At 45.4% G+C, this 19538-nt stretch carries 11 protein-coding genes; 1 reads left to right on the top strand and 10 read right to left on the bottom strand.

Annotated elements, in window-relative coordinates; translation table 11 throughout:
* Positions 1 to 289: 289 nt before the first annotated feature.
* Positions 290 to 1072: a MurR/RpiR family transcriptional regulator gene (locus BLS14_RS05085; RefSeq protein ID WP_176854346.1), complete on the top strand. Its 783-nt coding sequence runs from the start codon at positions 290 to 292 to the stop codon at positions 1070 to 1072.
* Between the two features lie 49 nt (positions 1073 to 1121).
* Here BLS14_RS05085 and BLS14_RS05080 read toward each other — a convergent pair whose 3' ends face one another.
* The 10 genes from BLS14_RS05080 to BLS14_RS05035 all read right to left on the bottom strand — a co-directional run bounded on the left by BLS14_RS05080 (position 1122) and on the right by BLS14_RS05035 (position 19319).
* Positions 1122 to 1838: an N-acetylmannosamine-6-phosphate 2-epimerase gene (locus BLS14_RS05080; RefSeq protein WP_090806253.1), complete on the bottom strand. Its 717-nt coding sequence runs from the start codon at positions 1836 to 1838 to the stop codon at positions 1122 to 1124.
* Positions 1839 to 1843: 5 nt separating this feature from the next.
* Entirely contained in the window at positions 1844 to 3373 is a 1530-nt protein-coding gene (locus BLS14_RS05075) for a maltose/glucose-specific PTS transporter subunit IIC (protein WP_371121428.1), read from the bottom strand.
* A gap of 302 nt (positions 3374 to 3675) precedes the next feature.
* The gene (locus tag BLS14_RS05070) at positions 3676 to 6924 is read right to left on the bottom strand and encodes a glycosyl hydrolase (RefSeq protein ID WP_090949877.1); all 3249 of its coding nucleotides are present in this window, start codon (positions 6922 to 6924) and stop codon (positions 3676 to 3678) included.
* On the bottom strand, positions 6921 to 8930 hold the full coding sequence (locus BLS14_RS05065; protein ID WP_090949875.1) for a glutaminase family protein: 2010 nt from the start codon (positions 8928 to 8930) through the stop codon (positions 6921 to 6923). The genes BLS14_RS05070 and BLS14_RS05065 overlap by 4 nt, the downstream gene beginning before the upstream one ends.
* A gap of 142 nt (positions 8931 to 9072) precedes the next feature.
* Positions 9073 to 10725: an extracellular solute-binding protein gene (locus BLS14_RS05060; RefSeq protein WP_079696098.1), complete on the bottom strand. Its 1653-nt coding sequence runs from the start codon at positions 10723 to 10725 to the stop codon at positions 9073 to 9075.
* 62 nt (positions 10726 to 10787) lie between these two features.
* Positions 10788 to 11684 (bottom strand): carbohydrate ABC transporter permease, encoded by an 897-nt coding sequence (locus BLS14_RS05055; protein WP_063565068.1) that lies wholly within the window; start codon positions 11682 to 11684, stop codon positions 10788 to 10790.
* A 12-nt stretch (positions 11685 to 11696) separates the two neighbouring features.
* Positions 11697 to 12623, bottom strand: a complete 927-nt coding sequence (locus BLS14_RS05050) for an ABC transporter permease (RefSeq protein ID WP_082935088.1) — start codon at positions 12621 to 12623, stop codon at positions 11697 to 11699.
* 50 nt (positions 12624 to 12673) lie between these two features.
* Positions 12674 to 15751, bottom strand: a complete 3078-nt coding sequence (locus tag BLS14_RS05045; RefSeq protein WP_090949873.1) for an alpha-mannosidase — start codon at positions 15749 to 15751, stop codon at positions 12674 to 12676.
* 46 nt (positions 15752 to 15797) lie between these two features.
* Positions 15798 to 18002, bottom strand: coding sequence for a hypothetical protein (locus BLS14_RS05040; protein WP_090949870.1), 2205 nt, complete (start codon positions 18000 to 18002; stop codon positions 15798 to 15800).
* Positions 18003 to 18170: 168 nt separating this feature from the next.
* Positions 18171 to 19319, bottom strand: a complete 1149-nt coding sequence (locus BLS14_RS05035; RefSeq protein WP_090949868.1) for a GntR family transcriptional regulator — start codon at positions 19317 to 19319, stop codon at positions 18171 to 18173.
* Between the last annotated feature and the right edge of the window lie 219 nt (positions 19320 to 19538).

The raw sequence follows: 19538 nt of genomic DNA, 5'->3' as shown, positions 1-19538 counted from the left end.
GGCTTATGTAAATCCAAACAGGCCTAGCATAACAAGAGAAGATCAGCATTCAGTTAGCGGGAAGTAAAACTTATGTAAACTCTTACATTTATTTGACTTATAATATGGACAATGTTTTTAGTTAACATAATAATTAATATGGTTTTCCTCCTATTTGGATCAAAATATACAGACTATTTTTAAAGGTTTGATGAATTGGCTTTTAGGAAGTAGACTAATGAGGATAGACTATACAAAAGTTAACATGTTCTGGGAAAGGGGAATCATAATGTCATCTAGTGTCATCGACATGCTGCAGCTTGAATATCAACGTTTTTCAGCGAAAGAAAAGGAAATCGCTGATTATGTGATGCGTAATAAATCATCCATTAATAATATTAATATTAGGGATTTGGCTGCTTACACCAATGCTTCCATGTCAACCATAACTCGATTTTGTAAAAAAGTAGGTTGTTCTACCTTTGTAGATTTTAAAATTCGACTTAACCGTGAAGTGGATCAACCCCGCAATCAAACAGATTTCTTTATCAGAACACAGCAGATCCACAATGATATCATCAACGCTACCGCAGAAATGCTGGATACCGACAGAATCAAACAAGTGGTCCAGTACATAAAAAAAGCTCGCAGAATCTATGTTTATGGTTTGGGAAGTTCAGGTTTATCTGCTCTGGAGTTCAAATACAGACTAATGCGGATGGATATCGTCATTGATGCGGTGACGGATTCACACATGATGATCATGAGTGCTTCTCTTTTGGGCGAAGATGATCTGGTCGTAGGTTTATCCAATTCAGGACGAACCTTAGAAGTCAGTGACGCATTAAACGCAGCCAAAAAAAGAGGAAGCAAAGTTGTTGGAATTACTAATTTTGATCATACACCCCTGTCTGAAGTCTCGGATTTGTGCATTTTCACACCGGATATCGGGCGAACCGGAGATGTGAGCTTCATCAACAGCCAATTAGCCATTATTTACATCCTGGATGTGATTTCTCTTCTATTACTTGAGGATGAACATTTACTCCATGCGCGGCAGCAAACGTTAAAAGCTCTTTATTCTGCTGAATAAATAAACAGCCAACCTATTTCGTTGGCTGTTTTGTTGATTTCTTCTTTTTTTATTGGACAGAAGGAGAAGGCTTTTTCACTTTAGCAATTTCTGAGACAAAACGTTCCGTAATTTGTTGAGGACGCGTAATGGCTCCACCAACAACAACACAATAGACTCCAGCTTCCAGACACGTTGCTGCCATCTCCGGGGTCATGATATTCCCTTCCGCAACAACAGGCGTTTGTACGCTAGTTAGAATTTCTTTCAAGGCTGCAAATTGATTATCATACAGTTTAATCCCTGCTGTCTCCTCTGTATATCCGACCAATGTAGAGGAGATCAGGTCAAAACCAAGTCGTTCTGCATTGATGGCTTCCTCTTTGGTTGAAATATCCCCCATTAATAGAAGTTGAGGATGTTTGGTGCGAATTTCATGTACGAATTCATCCAGTGATTTACCGTCCGGCCGTGCACGTAAAGTGGCATCAACCGCAACAATCTCTGCTTGGACCTCGGCAAGTTCATCTACTTCCAAGATCGTTGGTGTAATAAATACGGGATTGGTTCCGTAGTTTCTTTTCACTATACCTATGACGGGCAGATCAACCTGTTCTTTGATCTCTTTCACATCTACAGCAGTATTCGCACGAATACCGATCGCTCCTCCCTCTTTTGCTGCGACTGCCATGCGTCCCATAATCAGCGAACTATGAAGTGGCTCGTGCTCCAAAGCCTGACATGATACAACGAGACCACCTTGTAAACCTAATTTATCTAAATTCATTGCAATTACTCCGTTTCCATAATTTCTTCGATTTCATTTTTGATCACGGTAACCTGAGGGCCATAAATAACCTGCACTCCGTTACCGACAAGTACTACCCCTTTGGCTCCAGTAGCTGTAAGCGCATCCTTTTGAACCTTCTCGATATCCTTCACAGATACGCGAAGCCGTGTTGCACAGCAATCCAATTCGTTAATATTGTCTGCACCGCCAAGTCCATTCAGGATAGCGATGGAGCGTTCTTCACCTTTCGTTGATGCGGGTGTATTAGACTGCTGACTTTGCGTTTTGGCGTCTGCCTCTGATGTTACTTCTTCCTCACGTCCAGAAGTTTTTAAATTGAGCTTCACAATCAAGATTCGGAAGGTGAAGTAATAAAGGAAGAACCAGACCACTCCGATGATGGGAACGATAATCCAGTTCGTTTTGGCATTACCCTGAAGTACCCCGAATAAGATAAAGTCGATTAATCCACCTGAAAAAGTCTGACCGATTGTAATCTCAAAAATATGTGAAAGCATAAATGCCAATCCATCAAATACGGCGTGAATGACATACAGGATTGGAGCAACAAACAGGAATGAGAATTCCAGAGGCTCCGTAATTCCTGTCAAGAACGAAGTGAGTGCCGCAGACAACATCAATCCGCCAACTACTTTTTTACGTTCAGGCTTGGCCGTATGATAAATAGCGAGTGCCGCACCGAGCAAACCAAACATCATCGTGATAAAACGTCCTGACATAAATCGGGATGTACCCGAGAAGAACTTCTCGGTTGCAGGGTCTCCCAGTTGAGCAAAGAAAATATTCTGTGTTCCTTCGTAAACTTTTCCCGCAACGTCCATTGTTCCTCCGACTCCCGTCTGCCAGAAAGGCAGATAAAAGATGTGGTGCAACCCAAGTGGACCCAGCATCCGTAAAATAAATCCATATAACAGTGTTCCGATATACCCAGTTCTATCGACCAAACCTCCAAGCTGCGTTATGCCGAGCTGGATGGTTGGCCAGATCAAGAACAAAGCAATACCAATAAAGATGGCCGCAAAAGATGAAACGATAGGAATGAAACGTGAACCTCCAAAGAATCCTAAGAATTGAGGAAGTTCTATTTTGTTGTACCGATTATGAAGCCATGCGGTAACCAATCCGACGACGATCCCTCCGAGTACACCGGTTTGCAGGGTTTGGATTCCAAGTACCATACCTTGACCGGCACTAGCCAAATGATCTGCGGCAAGTTTCCCCGAATTGACCAGCATCGCATTGATCGATGCATTCATGACCAGATAAGCCAGTCCTGCTGCCAATCCTGCTGTACCTTTGTCCGCTCTGGCGAGTCCAACAGCCACCCCAATGGCAAAGATTAATGCCAGATTATCAAACACAATACTTCCTGCACTGCTCATCACCGTAAACACTTGCTGCAACCATGTGATCTGCAAAAATGGATACGAGTTAATCGTATTGGCGTTGGACAAGGCCCCTCCGATCCCTAGTAATAGACCCGCCGCTGGTAAAACAGCAATAGGAAGCATAAACGATTTACCAAACTTCTGAGCCTTCTCAAAATATTGCTTCACAGTGATATCCACCTCTCTAAAACTATTTTCATTTACATAATAATTATGAAAATGGTTTTCGTCAATACATTTTTAAATCGCTTTCATTACGTGTGAGGTCTAATCATTTGATGAATAACCCGGTTCAAATATAATTATTTCCAGCGAAGTAAAGCTCAGTCTTTTTGTTCCAATGCAAAAAAAAGCCGCCAATATGGCGACTTTAATGTGTTCATATTCTTCCCCGACGAATCCAAAACCTAAACCTGAATCGTGCATTATTTTAATATTTTAGTTACAAGTTTTACCTGCCCATTCATGCCCGAAGGTAGTGAAGACTTTCCGTATAGATTCTCCAGTGTATTAGCCACATGAATGTCGATTACATTATTACCTGGCAGCATGTAAGACGTGACGTTCCAATGATAGGGTGGCCATAACCGGATGCCAACCTGCTCCCCATTCACATACAGGCAAGCCGTCTCTCTAATATCTTCCGCTTCCAGCCAAATTTCATTTGCCGAATTCAAGCTGACATCAGACAAATCCAGTTGCTGCGAGTACACTCCTGCTCCCGAATAGAAAGGGTAACCTTCAACATTCCAAACCCCAGTCATTTGTTCAGGTTCAACGGTTAATGTAGTCTGATTTTCTACAGCAAATGAACCAATCAGATAAGCAGGAAAGGAAATGGCTGGCATCGGTTCCAGCAGTGAAACCGTGAGAACTTCAAGCTCATTCTCGCCTTTAACAAGCTGTTTGGTAATGTCCACACCAGCGTAATGAATATCTTGCCACAGTGAAGGGTGGAGTGCTTCCATCCGTACTCCATTAACAAAGATTTCAACATTACGTCTGCGTTGGAGGAAACCAATATGGGATGGAATTTTTTGCTCGATATCGTCAAGAATTAGCTCAATCGTGAAGATCTGCTCATTTCCAGGTTCGTTTAAATGGACTGCATCTTGCTGTGATTTCATAAGCTCGATCCATTCTTCCGTTACGACAAATGTTGTCCGGTACGTGTTGACTTGGCCTGGCATCGTTGCATTCATTCTAGACTGACGGTCATTCAATGTGACCTGCCACTGATCCAATACAAGCACATTGGGTTCGACGGTTTGAAACTGCCAAGGATCACCTAGTACCAACACATCGGTGGTATGTTGCACTTTATGATTTATAGGCTCTTGCGGTTTGGGATGCGTCGAATCTTCAGTGTGAAGCGGATCAAGTACATGATCCGGTCTAACGGATAGAACCCGAAGCTCTCCCGGTACAAATGTTAGAACAGCATCTTGACTCAACGAGTTTATATTCCCGTTTTCCAAGTTCCATTCTTCCATCTGTTCTTCTATGTGTTCTTTCACAGGTTTCTGATGGAGTTGAATGGTCACGGGCTGCTCCGACCAGTTCATCAGCCATGTGTGCACATGATCTTCAATTTTGCGTTCAACGCTAATGAGATCCTCAGCTTGCCCCTCGATCTGTTTCCAGGCAATCGCTGGTGATGATGTCGTTAACTCTCTTAACTGAACACAAAAGTTCATAAGTGTGTCGTTATGAGCTGTGTTTTTCATGGAATAGAATAGGCTGTACCCTTTGCCAACCGCTTGTAATTTCCCGTCTTGAGGATTGGAACCATATAGTTCGTTCATATACTTCCGTAATTCCGGATCTTGGCGCTGTCGCTCACTGTCACAAGGAATTGCCCCAACCGCAATAAGCCTTCCACCACAGTTTACAAAGGTAACAAGCTGTTTTGCGATATCTACAGACATGACCGTAATTTCTGGCAAAATCAAAATCGAATATTCGTTTCGTTCTCCGTTAAACTGATATCCTCCAGCATGAGTAATCTTCGCCTCCCTGAGCTGACACTCATCCACATATTCGTAATCAATAGAGCTGCGCAGCATGCGGTCTGACAATAACGAAAACAGTTGATCCGCAGCTGGATGCTGGTTCGATTCACCGGATAAGAACATATGCTCATATACCGTGTGGATAGGTGACAACAGAAGTACTTCAGGTGTACGCTTCGTGAAAGAACCAAGTACACTCAACCGACCAAGATAATCGGCAAAAGCCCGATAATGTGGCCAATGCGGTGCATGCTTGAATTCCGTAGGTGGAAAGTCTGTTTTCCGATACCCTGCAAACGAATAGTAAAATGCATGCGGGATAAACAAATTAACACCCAAAAATGCCATAAAATTGGCATCAAGCCGCCTTTGTCGCATGGCATAGGCATGACCGCTTGCACCAAATGACTCACAAATAACTCTTTTTTTCCCGTCCAACTGTGCGACAGACGCGGCCGTCTTTACGGATACGATACGATGTGGATTCTCCTTTGTACCGATTCCATGTGTCAGGTAGTCCACACCTGCATAATGGAACTGCTGCAATACACGGGTTTGATTACCCTGCGACCGAGCCTGCCCCCAGACGGGTTCTTCCAGCGTATGGCCGATGTACAGCAAGCTGTGTGATTCACACCACGAACGAATAGCTTCATGATAACCTTCCACATACCAACGGGTAATCGTATCATAATAGTCCTGCCTCGCAGACCTGCTGCCATCGGCCATACCATATAACAACGCGCCTAATCTTGGAATCAGATCATATCCGTTCTCCTGCTCATACCGCTCCACCATCCCATGTGTCCAAGCGAATACGATTCCGGGCAGAGTTGCATTCACATCCTGAACCGACGTTCGGATGGCTTCGACTCCAAAAAAACCGTCGTGGATCATGAGCCCAGGTTCATCCGTGAATACACCTTGAATGGTCACTCCGAAATGAGGCTGAAATTGCTGAAACGGCTCATATGCCGACTGAATGAAAGCCTGCACGGCTTCCGGGTTCAACGTGTCCAGATAATACCCTTTTGCAAACGTGATCCCTTCAGCAATTTCACAGGACCAGCAGGCAAGTATAATATAATCCTCGTCGTTATCAGGCTTCCATTCCTGTCCGCATAACTCTGTAATATCCTCAGGTTGATCATAGATCAGCCATTCCCCTTCTTGCTGGATGGCACGATAAGCGAGAATTGCGATGAGTTCATTGTTAGCGTAGGTGGCAAAATCGAGAGATAACATTTCCTGCTGCGCATCGTGTAAATATCTTCGTTCCTCAACCCTCAAGTATCTCATCCGATACTCGGGATATTGCCTCGTTAGCTTACCTCCCAGTGTTCCGCTCGGCCAATTGTCCTCATCATACAGCCAGACCACCATATCACGCTTCTGGCACTCTTTTGTGCAGAAATCCACCGTATCCATGAACTCCTCTGACAGGTATGAGGCCTGCATCCCGTGACGCGCATGTAATACAACGCCGCCAACCCCCGCTTCAACCATGGATTGAATTTGGTTTTCTAACTCTGGCTTGCTAAAACTGTGGTTCAGAAACCAAAAGGGCTGTGGACGATACGTCGCCTCAGGATTCTTGAACTGCTGTTGTAATTTATGAATATCCGTGATTTTCAACTCCAATTCATCACCTGATCTCATCATGATTTTGATACAGATGTCTTTCTCAGCAAAGGAATGAAAAATCCACCGACAACCGACCGATTTTGAAAATTCAACTGCTTTCCGGTGATGGTGTCATACCAATCTGTTACAGGTACACGGCTCGATGTTTCATTCATAAAGTCCCACAGAGGTGAAATCATCTGTTCGAACTGAGGCTGCGTTTCGCTCATGGAGGCACACCATACGAGCCAATCGGACTTGGTGTATGTCTCACGGCTATCCAGCGGTATGCCATATCGATTCTGTTTTAGCTGATAATAAGCCAACTCTTTAGCAGCCACTTCTTTTGAGAAAAGGTTGAAGTCCAACAGACGATCCCACACCAGATTGTATTTCATGCTCCATGACTCATCCGAGCTGTCAAAAGTCAGCTTGTAGTGATCACCTGCTGTCGCCATGGATGACCACTCCTCTGCCATTTTTGCAGCCGCTTCACGATAAACGGCACCATCCGGCAAACCAAGTTCATCACACATATACGCATAGGCGGCAATGCCTAATATCGCTTTAATCGATAAGTTCGCATTGTGCGCTAGATGTCCGGCGAAGTCGTCCGTGCACAGTTGATTGTCAGGGTCCAGACCATGTTGCAACAAATATGAAGCCCAAGTTGTGAGAAGTCCCCAGTGCTCACGGGCAAATTCCGCATGCTTCTCATATTTGCATACCGTTGCTGCCATCAGGAGCATATTGCCACATTCCTCGATGGGCATCTGGTATTCGAGTTTGTTCTCTCCGTAAACCTGGCCGTTAGCTTGGGGGTAAGTCCCCACGTCATGTGGAGCAAAATCAAACGTCCAATCCGTGCTTTCGGCATACTTATAGATTGGACGCATCATACCTTTGACCAATTCGGGGTTATACCTCAGAAACAACGGAATCGAGGGGTAGCTCACATCCACCGTCGCGATACAGCCGTTACTAAAATTCTCTTTGGAGAAAAATAATACTTCTCCTGCTTCATCAGCAACCAATTTATGTGCAGCAATCGCTTGCCGATAGGTCAATGCCAGAATGTCTCTATATTGGTTCCCGCCTGTAGCCTGACTCTCCGTTAAGAGTTCCCGATTAAAGCGGTCGCATCGTTGTACTACCTCTTCATATTGATCCGCTGCTTTTACCAGCATTTCCTCAAATGTCACACCATCTTTCTTCCAATACGCATTCAGTGGTTGGTGAAAATATTCAATTGCATGAATATCATCATAGGCGAGCATCAGGTAGCGGGATGCCGACTCTTCATGGATAAGACCCAAATCCAGTTCAGTTGCCATAATAGCCATATCGCCAGATATGGATTTTGGCTGGATAGAATCATCTCCTGTCTTAAAAAGACCTGACCGGGCATACTCCTCACGCTTGGATACCGCATGGATGACCGCTTGAGATTGATGAGATCGCTGAACCACCAGATACATATAACCCCAGTCTATTCTCGTATCATCTCCGGCACGTTTTAATATAGGTTGTTCCACCGTTCCTATAGACATGGCGTGTAACTGTTCATTAATTATATGAGACTCCCAGGTGACTTGCTGATCAGGAGTATGTACACACCATTCACCTGTCACATCAAAATAGATTTTCACTTGATGGCCTTGACCATCTATCGCTCGAACATGGAACGTAACATACGTCACTGGTCTGGATAACAGTTCAAGATCATCGAGCAATAGCGGTGTGGTAAAATGAACCTCAAGTTCGATGCCTTCTCCTTCAAAGGTGTAACGGGTAGTTACAGGCTCAACGGTTAGATTCGTCTGATTGAGCACATCAGGCTCCTCAATGGTTGAATTTTCGTGAACGCCTACTTTCCCCATAAACCTTCTGATTTTGCCGTCAATGACAATCATGCCAACCATACCTTGAGTTTTATTCGTCCAGTGCCTAGTGTGATCATCATAGAGATGGTCAGCAGCAGACCATACGCTGAAATAAGGGTCTACCGTGACCAAAGGTACGGATGGTGGTCTAAATGTCGTCATTTATTTCATCTCCTTCAATTCATTTTTTCAACGAAAACGGTACATCCTGATTCAAAAGGGAAAGGCTTCGCTCGCCTTGTTGACCAAGGCGCTGCAAAGCCTATTTGATTTCCGTGATAATCGTTAACCTAACTCTTCAGCATCAGTTCGGCATTTGAACAGTTACGATATCTTTTCCTTTCAGGTTCTCATTGGTGAACTGCATCGCTTGGTCGTATCCGGTCTTCCGAAGCTGTTCCCTGAGGTCGTTGATAATGCTAAGGGCTGCTTCATCCGATTTTGCGAAAATAGCTTCCTTCCAGGCATCTCCCATCCGGTCCATGGAAGGCTTCAACATTTCCCATTCCGGTGATTTGGTGATCACATCGCCCGGGTTATAGGCTGTGATTACATGAATACCGTTTGGACGTAAGATTTTCCGGGCATTTTCCATGGCATCGAGTCTTTCCTGGTCTGCCCAGATGTCGCCGCCTGCTGCCGAATTGATCCGGTCAAGCCCCGTGATCGATTCCAGCCCAATGGAAATGCCCTCGTTTTTGCGGACTTTACCCGATTGATCTGCTGTAAACTTATCGAACCATTCTTGATTCGGTACAGGTTTACCATCCTTCATATCCCAGTGAACCCCTTGAACTCCGTACCGGGCCAGCATGAAACCTTCGTCAGAAGCCATGTAATCGAGAAACTTGAGCGCTGCATCTACACACTCGCCCTTGCAGCTACTGGTGATAGCCGTTACGTTGTTTCCTTGAATGCCAAGATCAACAGGCCGGCTCGGGTCAACATCTGCCCGCTCCAATGGTCCGATCGGGATGTAATCGCTTCCAGGATGTGAAGTAACATATTCTTTGGAGGCGTCCAAAATGGCCGGATAATGTGCGGCAAGGATAGCAATGCGTCCTTGATTAATTTTTTCTTTGGCAATAGGATCCGTCTGAGTAAAGGCTTCGGGGTCCATCAGCCCTTCCTCAACCAGTTTACGATAGAACAGCGTGTATTCTTCGTATCCTTTGGTGAAAAAGTTATGTTCTACCGTTCCGTCACCTTTGTCTACATAGCCTGCTCCGGAATAGAACATCGTGTTTCCGATGCCTACGGACCATCCGTTACTAAATCCGCCCAGTGGAAACACGGGCTGACCGCTCTCCTTCAGGTTGGCATCTTTGATTTTTTGGAGGAAGTTATAGAAGTCTTCCTTCGTCACGACAGACTGAGGATCCACGCCGACTTTCTCGGCTATGTCTTTGCGAACATAGAAGCCATATAGCCAATCCATGCCATCTTCGTTCGTTGCGGGCTGATTTTGTAAAAGTAAATATTTCTTGCCGTCATACGCATCTATCGCTTTTTCATACAATGCTGGCGGAACATTCTCTTTCGCGATGGATTTCGCCAGGTTTGGGTAATCCCCCAATTTATCGGATATATCTACCAGCTGTCCTTCTTTGGCAGCCTTGATGATCCCGTCCAGCTCGCCGCCCCATGCAGGTCCGGTGTAGATATCCGGCAAATCCTGTGTGGCGAAAATCTGGTTTACTTTCTCCGTCTCGCTGCCTTTCGTATATTCCCACTCTAATGTGACGCCAGTTTTCTCTTTGATGACTTCCTCGACAGGGGTTATCCCATTATCCGATCCGCCTGAGCCATTCCAATTGTGCAAGATTTTGAGTTTATTTCCGTTCTCTCCTTCTGCGCCTTCCCCGTTTCCTGATGAATTCGTGCAACCGCTCAGCAAACCTCCAACCATGATGGACACGAGCAAGATGGATACGCCTTTCGACCAAATCCTGTTCAAACCAATCGCCTCCTTGAATAAATGATCTCGGTAAAGCTCTAGCAAATTCAGGTCAGGATGATCTACCCTTTAACCGAACCAATCATAACCCCCTTCACGAAATATCGTTGTAGAAACGGATATATACATAAGATCGGGAAAACCGTAATAACAAGCAATGCCATTCGAAGTGATTCAGGTGTTGCTCCTGCTCCACCGACTCCACCAACCGTCTGACCACCCTGCTGTGCTGCACGCTGCATCGAATTGGATAATGCCTCTGCTTCTGTCAGCATTTCTTGCAGTAGGGTCTGTACCGGTATCAAATCTTTGTTAGATACGTAGTAGGCGCCAGAGAACCAGTCATTCCAGTGGGCTACCCCAATGAACAGCGAGATCGTTGCAAGTACCGGCCCGGAAAGAGGCAGAATGATTCGTACGAAGATTTGAAAATCTCCATACCCGTCAATACGCGCCGATTCCTCCAGTTCCTCAGGTATGCCTTGCAGGAATGTCCGAATAATGATGATGTGCATGAAGTTGAACAACAAGGGCAAAACGTACACCCAGAAACTATTAATCAGATGCAGTTTTTGAAGTGTAATGAAGAACGGGATGAATCCCGCACTGAAAATCGTAGGCAAAAAGATGTAAAAGGTGAAAAAGGAGCGACCTGGCAATGTTTTTTTGGAAAGTGCATAGGCCATGAGTGTACACAATACAACGTGGAGAAAAGTACCCAGCACGGTGCGCATAATCGTAATTTGATATGCCTTCCAGATCCTTGCGTTATCGAATACCTGAGCATAGTTATCCAACGTGAATTGGCGGGGAAGAAAATAAATCGCGCCTTGCATCGAATCCTTACCGTCGTTCAGTGAATAAGCCAAGATATATATAAACGGGTAAATCATCGAGAATCCAACCAAAGCAAGAAAAATATAGTTAAGTACCGAGAATAAGGACCATTTTCGTTCCATAAGGTCACCTCCTTAGAACAGGGATACATCACTGACTTTGCGGGCGATGCGATTAACGGTTACAACCAGAATGAGTGCGATAACACTTTGGAATAGTCCTACAGCTGCAGCGTAACTGAGACGTCCTTCTCGAATCCCGGAGTTAATGGCATGCACGTCCAGTACACTGCCAAGACTTGCGGTTGCCGGTCCATTCAGGAGAAGCAGTTGTTCATAACCTGCGCTCATCAGACTGCCCACAGCGAGTATGAATAATATGATAGCTACATTGCGGATACCTGGAAGCGATACATGCCACATCTGTCTGAAGCGTCCCGCACCATCCATTTTGGCAGCTTCGTAAAGCTGCTGATCAATACCCGCAATGGCGGCCATAAAGATGATGGAATTCCAACCGATATTCTTCCAGATGTCTGAACCGACGATCATCTGATAGAACCATGTTGGATTATTCAGGAACTGGATCGACTCCGCTCCAAATGACCCCAATAAGTCATTGACTGGCCCCCCATACGGCGTTAGGAGCCGTTGCATCAGCGTAACCACGACGATCCAGGATACGAAATAAGGCAAGTAAGAAAGGGTCTGAACCGTCTTTTTGAATTTGATCATTCGTACTTCATTTAAGAGGAGTGCAAGAATGATTGGCATCGGAAAGCCAATTAGCAGTTTCATGAGACTGATGATGATCGTGTTACGGATGATGTCACCGGATTGATAGTAATTGAAGAACTGTTGAAAGTACTTAAGGCCTGCCCATGGACTTCCGGTGAATCCGCCAACGAAATTGTAATCCCTAAAAGCAACCTGAATTCCATATAGCGGTACATAGGAGAACAGGAAAAACCAGACGATTCCGGGCAGCATAAACAAATAAAAGAGTTTATGCTGCCAGATTCGCTTCATCAATCGATTGTTGCTCACTCGTGTCTTGATCACATTCCAACCTCTCCTTTCTCATAATGGACGGTCATCCATCCCAGCTATAGCTATCCTAACTTCAATCGTAACGTGATGATTTCAAATGGCGTGAAGGATAAAGCCATCTCGGATGCTCCTGCAAATGAAACGGGTGAAATGATATTTTCCATAAGATCAGTCGTCCAGGCTTCTGCTATATGGAATCCAAGATGTAATACCGTGGTGGCATGTGTTCCCGAAGTTTCATATAGACGGACGATGATGTCGTCTCCATCCTCGGCTTTTTTGACGGATTCCACCATGATGTACGGATGATCCGGCTGAAGAAATGTTTTCGAATATGGGAGCTTACCTTTCTGCTTACCAGATACAGATGATAAGGAAACGGTGCGAAGCGGGATGTTCAGTTCATTACCTCTTCGATAGATCTCAGCCTGAACATGGTTGCCTTGATGCGGATATAACGAATAGGTGAACGTATGCTCCGCACGATCCGCTTCCGGATCAGGATACGAGCTGCTGCGCAGCAAATTCAGACCAAGCACATTATCGATGGCTCTATGACCATATTTACAATCATTAAGCAATGCGACTCCATAATCCGGCTCCGATAAGTCAATCCACTGATGAGCACATATCTCATCCTTGGCGAAGTCCCACATGGTATTCCGATGAGTGGGTCTAGTCAAACTGCCAAATTGGATCTCACAGTGAACCTGATCTGTACGGATATTCACCGGGAATGAAGTACGAAGCATTTTACTATTCTCTCTCCAATCCACGGTCGTCTCGAAATCAATTCGTCTGCTGCCTTCTGTCAGAACCACCGTCTGGATCAGAGTGGATTCTCCATAGTTATATTCGAAGACCAGCCCGACTTTTGGACCCTCACGAAGCTCGCGAATGTCATGAAGCGTTAATGGCATACCTGTATGTGCGGAATAGTCATGACTGAAATCCCAAGCATCTCCTTCGTCGTGATACACACGAAGTGCATTTCCCGGATGACCTTGCGGAATGACTTCCCGCACTTCAGCCTTGTCCTGGATGGAGATAATGGCTCCATTCCGATCAAACTTCACGATGAATGTGTCGTTCTCCACACAGCGTTCTTCAGCGGAAACGTGAAATTCCGACTCTTGTATTCCCGGAACTAACTGGGCGCATGATGCGATTTCATCTATAGCACCCTGGTCCACATGATCTGATACCATTGTGTATCCCATGGATGGAACCTGAACCTTGCGCCAGTTTCCATTTGTGTGAATCCATTCCTGACGCTCCCAAGGCAATGAATTGAATATCACCACGGAGCAGCTGGATGAGGATTCGATATTTGAAGAGATCTGGTCTGCCATATGGCTGTAGGTTTCGTTGATCATATTTTCTGTCTGATCTAAAAGTTCTTCATATCGTATGAGTGACTCATCGTACACACGCTTGATGGAAGACCCCGGAAGGATATCATGGAACTGATACAAGAGGACTTCCTTCCATATCGTTTCCAGTGACTCGGACGGATAAGACTTGCCTAGCTGTGAAGCTACAAGTACTGAGGCGAACTCCAATTCGCGCAGTGCTTTCTCCATTTTCCGGTTATACCACTTACTTCGCGCCTGACTGGTCAGGGTTCCTTGATGTTTCTCCAGGTAAAGCTCACCGCGCCATGTCTGGAACCGTTCACGTTCTTCATTAAGTCGTTCGAAAAATTTCCAAGAAGGTTCCTGTATAACAGGGGACAAGCCAAGCAGGTTTTTCTCCCGTGTCAGCCGCTCCAAATGCTCTTCGCCAGGTCCTCCGCCTCCGTCTCCTATACCAAAAAGCATTAGCGCATGGTTTGATACATTTTTATCCAGATACCCCTGTTCAGCACTGATGATCGAACGTGGAGCTGCAGGACTGTTGTAAGTATCCTCTGGTGGCATATGTGTTAATACAGCTGAACCATCAATTCCCTCCCATAGAAAGGAATGATGAGGATGTCGGTTATACTCACTCCAGGAGAGCTTCTGGGTCATCATGTAATCCACACCGGATTTCTTTAATAACTGGGGCAAACTTGCCGAGTAGCCGAATACATCAGGCATCCAGAGCGATTTCATTTCCAGACCAAATTCCTGCTGGAAATAACGCTTGCCATACAAAATCTGGCGTACGAGTGATTCACCCCCAGGCACATTGGTATCCGATTCTACCCACATGGCGCCTTGCGGTTCCCATCTGCCTTCACGTACACGTTCCTTGATCTGCTCATACAGCTTGGGATAATGCTGCTTCATCCAATCGTACAGCTGCGGTTGGCTCGCTCCGAACACATAATCAGGATAACGCTCCATCATGCGAAGCACAGTTGAGAACGTTCTAGCTCCTTTACGGATCGTTTCACGGATCGGCCATAACCAGGCCAAATCTATATGAGCATGACCCACAGCGCTTAGGGTTAAGACCGGATCGCCCCCCTGCAGGGTTAGCTGTTCATGTAGTCGATTCTTCGCTTGCTCGACACTCTCTTTCGAGAAATCGATCAACTGTACTGAAATATCATAGAACGTCTGATAGATTCTCTCCTTCCGAGCGGAACCGTCATGGAGCTGCTCTGCAGTCTCCAAGAGCACCTCGGTATCGTAATAGAGATCCCGAATATCTTCCCTGCAGAAGGCGATGAGTGCTTCTTTCAACGTCCCTCCCCGATACTTGCCGAACAGATCGTTATTGCCTGCATCTGCCCACACTTCAACTTCCTGTCCATTTACAGATGTCTCATGGAGCTGCACGACTCGTTTCCCAGGCAGACCTAATGAAAAATCAAATTCGGAGTTAATCGTCGTCAACCCTTGGATAGGTGACCCTTCATGGTCAACCAGACACAGCTCACCGTTGACATCCAGCAAGAGGACCGTGGTTTGGTTACCTGTGACTGCCGGAAGATTACCTGCAAAACGGAACCAGGCACAATCCCATAATTCTCCCCATTGTTCTCCTTGCTTGAGTGTCACTTTCGTGCCGGTCATCCGTTCCTCGTAAGGTACGGGCTCTGGTGTAATCCAAGCCGTCACTTCTAATTCGGCAATCGGCTCATATATGGCTTCCCGAAGTTTGTTTAACATCTGTTTTAACCGTTCTGGCCTTATCGGTTCGTAGGGCATACTAGTATACTCCTCTCTGTTACATCAATCAGGTTGTATTGTGAATTCAGGAAGTCCAGCGGACATGAACCTCTGCATTGTTCTCGTTGCCATGTTCGTACTGAAGAAGCACTGTCTTTGAATCCGGGTCCCATTCCCATACCACGGGGACCATCTGCTCTTGAATGACATACTGGGCAGATAATGGTCTGGCCTTGCAATACAACCTTGCTGTTGCCTTCATGTTGGAAGGTCCTCTTGCAATGAATCGAAAACCTGTGGCCGACTGAGACAGACCTTCTATTCGGGAAGAAGCAGCAATGACGGATACTTCTCCATCCGTTGGACGACCCGCTTCAATATCATAGAGCAAGGCTTGCTCTCCCGGATTTAGGATCACCTGGTTCAGCACTGAGAGCTTTGAATCAAACAAATCCACAATCGGACCTGGAATGACTACTGCCTCTTCGCTGACCGATTCATCGAGAACCGATACGATTAGATAGGGACCTCGTCTAATTTTGAAATATGGTTTCGATTCCCACTGTAGTTCTGGTCCGTGGACAGCTTCCATCGTTTCTTTCACAGATTGGCGCAGCCGATCAGCCCCTGCCTTGGATAAAGTGAAGTCAGCCGGATGTTCATCCAGCCAGCAAACTACCCCTTTTCCTACCTTATTGACACCTTGCCTCTTATCTTTTAGACCTAGCTGTTCAAACAAATGTGCTCGAGGGGATTTATACGTCTGATCTGACTGCTCTTGCTTGCGTTCATGGTTCCACCATGCACGAATATCGTGATACGGGTCGCTGTCATCGCCTACATAGATTAACGCTCCACCATCCTGTACCCACTGTGCAAGAGCATAATGAATGTCCGGATATTCCGGTTTGATAAATTCATAGCTCAGTATGAGCACACGATAAGTTGCCAAGTAACCCGGATACCGCCTTACATTATCCAGTTGAAGTGGACGGACAGGAATACCATGTTTCAATAACGGCAGTGTCAGACCGTAAAAAGGAGAAAAATCGAGCAGTTCTGTATCGCCATCCTCCTGGAATCCTTCAGGATCTGTTCCATCGTATTTACCGGCATGAGCTGCATTGGGATCTGACTTCATTCGTTGAAACATTGCTGAGTCTGCAATAAAAACGCCAACTTGTAATGTCTCCTCTGCTGTTTCAATCACATCCTGATTCATGTTACCAAGCGTGTGCATGACCTGAAGCAAAGTTGTGGCATAGTCTGACGGAATTTGCTCCTTGCCAGAGCCATCCTCGGATGGATAAGTGCCTTGAAAGATTCGTCGAGGCCAAGGTGCGACTTCATAATGGGCGACCCCGGGATGCAGCAGTGAGGCAACCACCGTTTTTAAATAGTTCTGGCGGTAATCAGCCCAGGTATAATTCGGGTTATCTTCGATCGGATCATGCAGGAACCACATTCGTCTGTCGGTCCCACGAACCAGTTCCTGCATGACGCCATATTCAAGGTAAGCGGTTTCAAACGTACGTTCCTTACGCAACCCTTCATACACATTGGGGGTTCGGGATGTCCCGGTCCAGATCTGTGCAATATACCCATCGATGGAGGGTAGCTCTAGAAGCTGAGATTGTGGACTGACAATACGCCACTGTGTGTAATTAATCAGACTATGAGTCGGAACATAAAAGCGAAGGACACGACCATAACGTTTTAACGCGTAGTCCTTCATCTCGGCACATAATCGGTCCAGGACACGTGTATATAAATACGCTTTTAATTTGGAAGCTCGAAATTGGGCATCAGGTGAAGCGTGTGGCGGAATCCAAGGCTCTTTGTAATACAACTGCCATTCCCGTTTAAAAGCTTCTGAATAGCCTCCGTTTACCCAGAATTCAGGTTCCTCCAGATGGATGGCTTCCACACCGGCGTCAACGGCAATACGTATTCGATCCGCTATGTAATGACCAAAGGAAATGGTAGGCACCATGTATGGAATGACTGGCTCGCTCCCATGAAGAATCATGTTGCCTTCCCGGTCCATTTGAGCTTCATCCCAATGTGTTGCTCCATCGACCTCACCATCCAAATAGCTGTTGTAGGTCCCCCAAGCAACTCCTGTCATCAAATGAACCACATATCCTTTTTCTTTCCACTTCAGAATGCGTTCCTGCATCGACTCATCAATCCCGTAAACCATCACAAAGTCAGTCTGTAGATCATAATCCGGATGGTAAGCTGCAGATTCTTGAAATCCCGTACGCTCTTCCTTTCGATCTCGTGCCATTTTCTTAACCTCCCCAAGCTCGTATTTGATTTGGGTTGCAATGTATGACTATCCATCATTTTCTAGACTATAATATATGATATGAATATATTCAATATGTTTTTTATACAAACATAAAAAAAACCTTTTCCGCTTCTCTCCGGAAAAGGTTTTCTTTTTTTGTGAAAATTAAGCTTGAGGAACCGTTCCGGTGGTTTGACGTACGACCAGTTCGGGTTCAATCAGCATTTTGCTATAACTTTTCGCTTCCCCATGACCACGTAATACTTCAAGTAATTTAGCAGCCGCCCGATACCCCATATCCCGCTCAAATTGCTTAACATGGGTAAATATACTGAATTCCTCCACGATTGAGGTGGGATCATCGAAGCTTACTATCGATACATCTTCAGGCACTCGAAGCCCTGCTTGTTTGGCCATTTGATAGATTTGCACACCTAACCTGCCGTTAAGCGAAACATAGGCTGTGACCATTCGATTTTGGATATATCGATACAAAGGGTGGGCCTCTGCTTCCTTAAGTTCAGTTAGCGGTTGGAAATCTGTGATCATATGAGCAGGATTAATTAACGCACCTTTGCCTTTTAAAGCCTCAATATAACCTTCGATCCGCTCCTGAACCGTAACTGTCTGAAGGGGAGAATCCGAGCAAATAGCGATATCCCGGTGTCCCAGCTCCCAAAGATGCTCCACAGCTAGCCTTGTGCCCCGTCTGCCATCTGCCGCAATATAATGTGTCTCGACCCCTGGCAAATAACGGTCCATCAGTACAAAAGGAAAACCCGAGAGCTTCATGCCAAGGATCTCCTCGTTGTAGTTCTCTTCATCAACAGGAAAGATTAATAGACCTTCTGCCCCAAGCGCCTTCATTTCCTTGATGACATCCTTCTCTTTATCCACCTTGCCATGTGTAAACATGATCATGCTGCGATATCCTTCGTCACGCAAGGCTTGCTCAATTCCCTCAACGAGCCTGATGGCAAAATAATCATGGATGGAGGGCACAATGATGCCAATCATTCCTGTAGACAGTGTCCCCTCTCTACCTTTCATTGTGTTCGCTTGCGATGAGGTCATAGAAGCACTATCCGCTTCTTCAGCTACAAAACTACCTTTCCCCGGCACACGCGCAATTAACTTTTCATTTGCTAATCCGGTCAAGGCATTGGCAACTGTAATTTTACTGACCTGAAACTGATCCATCAGTTCCTTCTCTGTCGGTATGCGATCACCGGGTTTCATATTTTCTTGAGTTATGACATGTCTGATATAGTCCTGGATTTGTTGATACAGTGGAATTCGATCATTTGTACTCATTTGATCACATCACCAATTCATTCATAATATTTGAGATATATAATATATCCTTTCACCTGCAAGTGCAATAAACAAGCTGAGCTTATCTGCAGTTGCAAAGATTATCTCCTTGATATCATCGCATTTAATATGCCTGATTTCCAGGAATAATGGGAAGTTTTGTCGAACCCCTTGTAAAATTATATATGAATATATTTAATATGTGTTGGATAGAGATGT

Source organism: Paenibacillus sp. OK060, from assembly GCF_900101205.1.
GTDB classification, from domain to species: Bacteria; Bacillota; Bacilli; order Paenibacillales; family Paenibacillaceae; genus Paenibacillus; species Paenibacillus marchantiae.
This window is presented reverse-complemented; position numbering and strand designations above follow the sequence as displayed.